Annotated in this window: 6 protein-coding genes; 4 read left to right on the top strand and 2 right to left on the bottom strand. The window is 67.9% G+C overall.

The features are described from left to right. The first annotated feature begins 212 nt into the window (after positions 1-212). Both ACPA54_RS38775 and ACPA54_RS38780 read left to right on the top strand, forming a co-directional pair. Entirely contained in the window at positions 213-341 is a 129-nt protein-coding gene (locus ACPA54_RS38775; protein ID WP_423537238.1) for an LPFR motif small protein, read from the top strand. Positions 342-657: 316 nt separating this feature from the next. Beyond that, the gene (locus ACPA54_RS38780; protein ID WP_423537240.1) at positions 658-1,341 is read left to right on the top strand and encodes a TMEM175 family protein; all 684 of its coding nucleotides are present in this window, start codon (positions 658-660) and stop codon (positions 1,339-1,341) included. A gap of 288 nt (positions 1,342-1,629) precedes the next feature. Here ACPA54_RS38780 and ACPA54_RS38785 read toward each other — a convergent pair whose 3' ends face one another. Then, positions 1,630-2,616: an alpha/beta fold hydrolase gene (locus tag ACPA54_RS38785; protein ID WP_423537242.1), complete on the bottom strand. Its 987-nt coding sequence runs from the start codon at positions 2,614-2,616 to the stop codon at positions 1,630-1,632. Between the two features lie 330 nt (positions 2,617-2,946). On the opposite strand from ACPA54_RS38785, the gene ACPA54_RS38790 reads away from it, so the two are divergent. Then, positions 2,947-5,901 carry a SpoIIE family protein phosphatase gene (locus ACPA54_RS38790; protein WP_423537244.1) on the top strand — a complete coding sequence of 985 codons (2,955 nt, stop codon included), beginning with the start codon at positions 2,947-2,949 and terminating at the stop codon, positions 5,899-5,901. A 204-nt stretch (positions 5,902-6,105) separates the two neighbouring features. Here the strand turns inward: ACPA54_RS38790 and ACPA54_RS38795 are convergent, their stop codons facing one another. Beyond that, positions 6,106-6,570 carry a phage tail protein gene (locus ACPA54_RS38795; protein WP_423537246.1) on the bottom strand — a complete coding sequence of 155 codons (465 nt, stop codon included), beginning with the start codon at positions 6,568-6,570 and terminating at the stop codon, positions 6,106-6,108. Between the two features lie 595 nt (positions 6,571-7,165). On the opposite strand from ACPA54_RS38795, the gene ACPA54_RS38800 reads away from it, so the two are divergent. Continuing rightward, positions 7,166-7,972, top strand: a complete 807-nt coding sequence (locus ACPA54_RS38800) for a S1 family peptidase (protein ID WP_423537248.1) — start codon at positions 7,166-7,168, stop codon at positions 7,970-7,972. Positions 7,973-8,078: the final 106 nt, after the last annotated feature.

Consider the following 8,078-nt stretch of genomic DNA (forward strand, 5'->3'; position numbering starts at 1 on the left):
GGCTTCTTCTTCCCCATGCTCTCCATGATGGACATCCTCCCGAAAGGGCCGCAGCCCCTCAGCCAGGGTGTCCGTCAAAGCGAATCAAGCCCAGTCTGTAGGCGCACCGCGTCCGAAGCCGCCGAGCGACCGCCGCTCTGAGCCGGTGGAACTCCGCGGCATTCTCGGCGCAAACGCTTCCGGGCTGCACCCGCGCGAAGAAGGAGGTTCCTGTGCTTCGGGCAATTGCTGATGTGTTCCGGGCGATCGGAGGCGCGATCGCCACCGTCGTCACACTGCCGTTCCGGGCGATCGCCCGACTGTTCGGCGGCGCTTCCGACACAGCTCACGGCCGGCGCTGAGGCGGCCTCGGGGTCCGGTGTTGCCCGCCTTCCCCGGCGGCCGTGACTGTGGCCAGTTCCGGGGCCGAGGCGCCAGGTGGCTGCGCACCGACCACGAGGAGCACCGGGATCGCCAGTCGGCGCCGGAGCCGCAGGTCATGCCTGGTGACAGCATCGGCGAAGCTGGGCACGGGCGTGCACGATCCCGTCGAGGCGCTGCTGCCGACCGATGTCCGGGCGTTCCACGAGTCCGCGGACGTCGAGCACCTGCTACCGACTGAGCGACCTTCCGGCGCGGATACGCGCATGGTGGGTGCCGGGCACGTACCGTCGCGGCATGGCGGAGTCGGGCGGATTCGGGGACGAGCACGGTCCCGGGCGGCTGGTGGCGCTCTCCGACGGCGTGTTCGCCATCGCGATGACGTTGCTGGTCCTGGACATTTCCGTGCCTCCGGGTCTGGACGGCCCACGCTTCCGGGAGGCGCTGGACGACCTTCCGCCCAAGATCGCAGCGTACGCGCTCAGCTTTCTCATCATCGGCGCCTTCTGGCTGGACCACCGGCGCGCCTTCCTCGGGCTTCGCCGCGTGGACCGGGTGTTCACCGCTGTGGCGCTGACCGGGCTCGGCCTGACCGCGTTCTTGCCGTTCCCCACCTCGCTGCTGTCGGAGTACGGCGGCATGTCCGCGTCCGTGGCGATCTACGCCGCCACCATCGCGGCGATGGATGTCACCCAGATCGTGCTCGTCCGGCTCCGGATGCTGCGCCCCCAACTCGACTCCGTGCCTCTTCCCCCGCCCGTGGCACGCGCGTGGATCCTCGACCTGGCGGTTACGGTCGTGGTCTTTGCGGTGTCCATCCCGCTGGCCTGGCCGTGGGGCGGCCAGGCCATGTGGCTGTGGCTGTTGCTGCTCCCGCTCAAGACCGCCACCGGCCGGGCGCGAAGTGCGGCGGCCCGCAAGGCTGCGGCAGGCGCAGTCGCCGCGGACCGACCGCATACCGCCGCGCCGGAGGAGAGCTGAGCGGACGCGGCCGACCGTGGGCGGCGACAGCTGCTCGGAGAGCGGCCTCGCCGGGTGGCGGGCCCTCGGCGCGATGGGCAGCAACAGTCGGCGCACGTTCGCCTCGGCGACCTGCCGCCGAGATCACCGGACCGATCCAGCGAATCCTGGCCCACACCTCGTCATCCGAACACCACCGGCATGCCGGCTTCGGGGCGGTACAAGGGCAGCCATGAGGCTGCGGCTCGGCGTTCTCGGTGAGGGAACGGAAGACGGATGTGAGAACGGCTTCTGCCGCCCCGGTTCTGCCTAGCCGCGGTGGTCGGCGAAGTAGGCGGTGACCAGGGGGTTGAACAGGTCGGCGCGTTCCCATTGGAGGAAGTGCCCGGCGCCGGGGAGGACCACGGGGCCGGTCCGGTCGGTGAATGCCACCTCGCAGGTGTGCAGGAAGTCGGGGCCCACGACGCCGTCGTCCATGCCGTAGAGGATCATCGTGGGCACGGTCACCTTGCTCGACATCAGCGGTGGCTCGCTCGCCTTGCGGCCGTAAGCCAGCTGGTAGACCGCCCAACTCGCACGCAGGCGTTCTTCGGTTGCGAACGGCTCGGTCATGAAGGCGATGTCGTCGGGGCCGAAGGTGCCTGGGGACGCCCACAGGCGGTGGCCGTACATCTCCCCGATGTAGCGCCGCCGACGGTCGGGTGTGTCGAGTTCGGCTGCGAGTTCGTCGGGGTTTGCGCCCTGGCGGTACCGGTAGTCCGCGGTGGGGCCGTCGGAGATGCTGCGAATGGTCGACGGGTCGATGCCGGCGGCGATGTAGTCGTCGATGATCATCGGCGGTGAGGTGTCGAAGTACACGAGTTTGTCGACGAAGCCCGGGAAGCGGTGCAGCAGGTCCACCGCGACCGCGGCGCCGACGTCGCCGGCGACGACCCCGACGTGCTGGTGCCCGAGCACGTCGCGCACCAGCAGGTGCAGGTCGCGGCTGTACGCGGCCAGGTCGTAGACGTCGTCGGCGGACAGGTCCGAGTCGCCGTAGCCGCGCAGGTCGGGCACGATCACCTCGTACCCGGCCGCAACAAGCGGCTGGATGTTGCGCCACCAGATCCGCTTGGTCTCCGGGTATCCGTGGATGAGCAGCAGCGGGTAACCGCCCACCCCCTCACGGAGATACGCGATCTCCAGCCCGTCCCGACCGGGCGTCGGCGGCACCGCGGCCCGATGCACGGCGAACGCGTCCAGCGGAGGCGTCGGCGGCTGGGCGGGACGAAGGCGGACGTTGTAGTGGAATGACAAGTCGGTGCACCTTTCCACGGGGCGAGTCGGACACCCTGGTTGTTCACTGAATCGACGACCGGGCGGTTCGGCGATCGCGGTGATCAGCCGCGCGCCTGGGCGCAGTCGACCATTCCACCGTGGCATCCCCCTTGCAACGGTTCGAACTTCCTGCCGGTACCGCCTGCACCATCCCGTTTCGCGTCCCAGGGCCAGGCCGGGATCGACACGTGGAGTCGGCGGTGTCGTGGCACAAGCTGTCACTCCGTCGCCGCACTGGGCAAAACACTGAGTAGCAGGATCAGAATGATTCGATAGCCCCATGATTCTGGCGGCGGCGGAGGCACAGCAATGACGGATCATGACCATCACGAGCCGGCCGGCGAGCCGACGATAGCCGCAGACGCCGCGCGACTCTTGTGGTTGGAAGGCGTGCCCGACAGCGCGGACGTAGCCGAGGTGCTCGGATTTGCGCTGCCGCACGCGGTCGCGAGCGTCGGAGGACTGGGGGGCTTGGCTCATTTGGTCGGCCGGGAGGCCGGATCCCTGCGTCTGGCGGGGGCCTCCGGCATCCCCACCAGTATGGCCAAGGAATGGGAGCTGCTGCACGGGAGCATGACGGATCTGGCGCCGACACGTGCCATGGCGCTCCGGCAGGCCGTATGGTCCACGACCCTTCCGAGTGTCAGTAGTGGGCTCGGGAAGAGCGCGGGTGTGCTCTCCGTACCCATCGTCATTGGCGGCGACCCCGTCGGGACCCTCTCGGTTCTTGCTCAAGCGCCGCCCACCGAAGCCGGGCGCAGATTCTTGGGTGAGCTGACCGCGCTGGTCAGCGTACGTCTCCAGAAGGCCAGACGATGGCGCAGCGGCACGGCACCGTGGTGGCAGCTGCCGTTGGGCGGGCAGATGATGCGCAACGTCGAGGTGGGGACGTGGGCCTGGGATCTGAACAGCGGGGAACTCAACTTCGACACACCGACCGAAGATCTCGTGCGCTTGGCCGGCTTGGAGCCCGGCTCGTGGGACCAACGGATCGAGACGTGGATGGGCCGAATCCACCCGGACGACAGGCGCGGGGTCGAGGAAGCCATCGCCCAGGCCATGAGCGATGGGACCGCATATGCCGTGGAGTATCGCGTCGTTGATCGTGGCGGGCGGGCCTCCTGGCTCGAGCTCCGTGCCGTCTTCGAATATGACGCCGACAAGCGACCGCTGCGCATGGTCGGCACAGCGTGGAACGTCACCGCCCGCCGGAGTCGGGAAGCCTGGCTGGCGGGAATTCTGGATTCCTACCCGCAGCCGATCTATGTCCTGGCGCCGGACGACCGGACGGAGTGGGCCAATCTGGCGGCACGTTCGTTGGCCGCGGAGAAGGGCAGGGAGATTCTCGGACGCACCCTCTGGGACTCCGCCCCGCAGTGGCGAGAGCAAGGTCTCCCGGAGGCGGTGGCCCGGGCGCGGACGGCTCCTGGGTCCGCCGCCGGCCTGACCGTCGAATCGTGGGAGAACGACCGGGGTCCCCACGGCGGGACTGCTTCCTACCAATTGCAGGTTGTCGGCATTGGCGACTATGTGTCCGTTGTGATGACGGACATCACCGAGAGCGTCCGGGCCGCGAAGAAGACCGCCGAACGCGGCCGGCGGGTGGCGCAATTGAATGCCGCGTTGATTCGGGCTTTGGAAACGTCGGACGTCGTGGCGGCGATCACCGAACATTTCTTGCCGCTCGTCGGTGCGGATGGGCTGTTGATCTACGATCTGACCGGCCCTGCTGCCAGGCTCGTCGGTGCCACCGGCTACAGCTCGGAGTTCGTCCGGAGACTGCGGGCGATCGACTGGCCGCAGAGTGGTTTCAGCGCCGCCGAGCAGATCGAGTTCGTCACGTCTCGTGAGGAACTCCGGCAACGCTGGCCGCAGCTGGCCCATCTGGGAAGCCCTCACGGGAATCACGTTTGGGCAGTGATGCCCCTCGTCTCCGGTGCACGCCGAGTGGGCTCGTGTGTCATCTCTTGGAATCATCCTCGCGACTTCAGCGCCGAGGACAAATCCCTGATCGGAACCGTCGCGGCGTTCACCGCTCAGTCGCTGGGCAACGCCCGCTTGTACGAGGAAGCCCGCGCGCGTGCCGAACGATTGCAGCAGGAGTTGCTCCCCAGTTCGTTGCCGAATCTGGTCGCCGTCCAGGCGGCGGCACGGTGGCGAGCCGCGGCCGGGCAAGACGTCGGCGGCGACTGGTACGACACAATCCCGTTGCCGGGCGGCAGGACACTGGCCGTCGTCGGAGACGTCATGGGCCACGGGCTCGAACAGTCGATCACCATGGGCATCATCCGGCACACCATCATCACTATGGCCGCGCTCGACCTCCCCTTGGACGAACTGATGGCGCGCGTCGGAGACGTTGTCGCGCGTCTGGGTGCCCCAGCGCCGGCGACGGGCGCCTACGCTACGTGCCTCATGGTCCTGTACGACCCGACGACTGGTACCTGCAGTGTCGCCAGTGCGGGACATGCTCCGCCCATCGTCCTGCAGCCGGATGATGAGCCCCGCAGTCTCGCCCTGATCACCGGTCCTCCCCTGGGCGTGGCGCACACGGTCGACCCGATTCCGGTTCAGGTCACCGAAACGACGTTGGCTCCCGGCAGCATCATGATCCTTTTCACCAACGGCGTGCTCGGCAGCGCCGAAACGGTGCAACTGACCACAGCTGTATCCGACTACGTCAACCGCACCCCCGTATCCGGCACGGAGAACCAGTCGGGATGGTTGTCCGGCCTATGCGCGGCCATCATCGAGGATCTGCCGCCCGATCCTCGGCACCAAGACGATGCCGCACTCCTTGCCCTGCGCACAGGGCGTGTCCCCGCCGGCGACGTTGCCGTCCTTGAGATGCCATGTGCCCCGCAGTCCGCAGGGCGGGCCCGCAGCTTCACCGCCGCGCAACTCCTCGACTGGAATCTCGAGGAACTCATCGACAGCGCCACCCTGATCGTCAGCGAACTGGTGGGAAACACGACCCGCCACGCGGTTGGCATCGACGCAGACGTCGCCGGCAGCGACTCCGGTGAGATCCGCCTTCGATGGCTTCGCTTGGACGACGGCCTCCTCTGCGAGGTGTACGACGGTAGTGAAGCCACGCCTCGAGTCCGCCACCCGACACTCGACGACGAGTTCGGGCGAGGCCTCCAACTTGTGGCCCTCACCGCCACCAACTGGGGTGCAAGGTATATCGAGCACGGGAAGTGCATCTGGGCCTACCTCGCCCACCCAAAGACCTCCGCAGGCATCGGCAGCAGTCCTTGGTGAGTCGATCGGACGATCCTCCGAGACGGCTTCGCTCCGGCGTCGTGGACGTGCCTCCACCCCAAGAGCCGGAGAAGGAGCACTCCGACACACGAACGGCGCGGTGTGCCATGCCGTCGGGCACCCCGCGCCGGTTGCGTACGACCGGCGGCCGGCCGAGTCGGTTTCCGTTCGGCCGGCACTCGCGGCCGCGACCGCGCGCGACCCTCAGTACTCGCCCTTGATCACGAAGAAGGAGCCGCGGATCTCTCCGGCCAGCTTCGATTTCTGGCGCGCGAACTTGAACTTCGACGCCAGTTCGTCGGGAACGTCCATGCCTTGGGAGAGCTTGAACCCCACGGCACGCTTTGCTCCGTCTTCGATGCCGTACATCACGTTGATTGCCAGGCCGGACTCGTAGAAGACGTAAGCCATGCGGAATCCGCCGGCTTCGAAGGACGTCACCTCGAGAGGGCGGGCGGAGATGGTGATGCCGCGCTCCTCGGAGAGGATGCGGGTGACCCATTCGAGGACTTCCGGCGCCTCGTTCGCCGGCTGGACGGCGAATTCGTGGTCGTACTTGTTCTTGTAGTAACGCGCCTCGTTGGCGCGCAACCCGGCAAGCGCCTCCGCCACCGGGGACGATTCCACGCCGATGGTGGACACGTCCTTGAAATCGACGGCATACGGCATGAATTCTCCTGATGGTGTAGTTCGGCTGATGGTGTAGTTCGGCTGTGGGCCATCGCTGTCGGGCCTCCCGGCGACGTGTTCACGCTACGTCACCCTTCGCCGAAGCCCCCCGATTCCGGTCGTCACCACGCCGTCACGGCGCCGAGCCGGTTGCTCGGGCGACGGTCGTCGCCCCCGGTCGGCCGTGCTCGGTCCCTCGTCGTGGAGTGCTGCCGTCCAAGCGAGCATGCGACGAGAACCTTGCGGGGTCACCGTGTCGGCCCAGGAGGTGCGTTCGCGGCCAGGCACGAGGCCTGGTCGGAACTATCCGGGGGCGGCAGCGGGAAATGGCCGTACTCGGGAAAACGCCTCCGGGAAATTCCCGGCCAACCAGGGGGCGCGGAATATATCCGCCCCGGACATTCGATTGAGCTCTTCGAAACCAGAATGCGAAGCGCCTGTGCGCCGGGAAACCGGAACCCGCGCACGCCAGGGGATAGGCAACCCCCCAGAGGTCTACTAACATGCAGATGTCCCAAGCCAGTTGGGCCCCTGCATACGCCCGCGGGACGAAACGGGGCCGGGTGTTGCAATTCTCATGGCAAAGGATTTCGGCATGCCCAAATTCATGAAATCACGATTCGGTCGAGGAATAGTGCGCGGCGTCGTGGCGGGCGCCTTGGCGACAGGCGCGCTCGCCGCCGCACCGGGTAGCGCGAACGCCATCATCGGCGGCGAACCGGCCAGCGAGAGCTATTCGTTCGTGACCGCCATCGACATGCTGCGCGACGACGGCGCGTACCGTTTCCGCTGCGGTGGCGCACTGATCGACGACCAGTGGCTGCTGACCGCCGCGCACTGCGTCTACGACACGGAGACCGGCGAGACCAAGGACCCGTCGCTGTTCACGGTGCGCGTGGGCTCGAACGACCGCACCACCGGAGGTGAGACGGCCGGCGTCAGCGAGATCCGCGTCAACCCCGACTACGTGGCCACCGGCCGCGCGGGCGACCTCGCGCTGTTCAAGCTCGACCACCCGGTGAAGGCGAAGCCGGTGCGGCTGGCCTCGTCGGTCGGGGCAGCCGGAACCAAGTTCCGTGTCATCGGCTGGGGTTACACCGTCGACGGCGGCCCGACGTTGCCCAACACGCTGAACCAGATCGACACCCGAGTACTCCCGGACGGCCCGTGCGTCGGCGGCGAATACGGCATCGACCAGGGCGACTTCTGTGCCGACAACCCCGGCGGCGTCTCCGGCCCGTGCAACGGCGACTCCGGCACCCCGGCGGTCAAGAAGGTGTACGGACGCTGGGAGTTGATCGGCGCGGACAGCCGCAGCCTGGGCGACTGCGGGGTCACCAAGGAGGTTCTGCCGAGCGTGCCGTACCACCGCACCTGGATCAAGGACGCGATCGTCGGCTAGTTTCCGGGCCGGCCGGGCCGCCGGCTGACCGGTCGACCGGTCAACCGCCGCCCAGGTGACCAAGGGGTGGCGGGGGGGGGGGGGGGGGCAACCCCCCCCCCCCCGC

The sequence above is a fragment of the Uniformispora flossi genome (genome assembly GCF_049534875.1).
Lineage (GTDB): Bacteria > Actinomycetota > Actinomycetes > Streptomycetales > Streptomycetaceae > Yinghuangia > Yinghuangia aomiensis.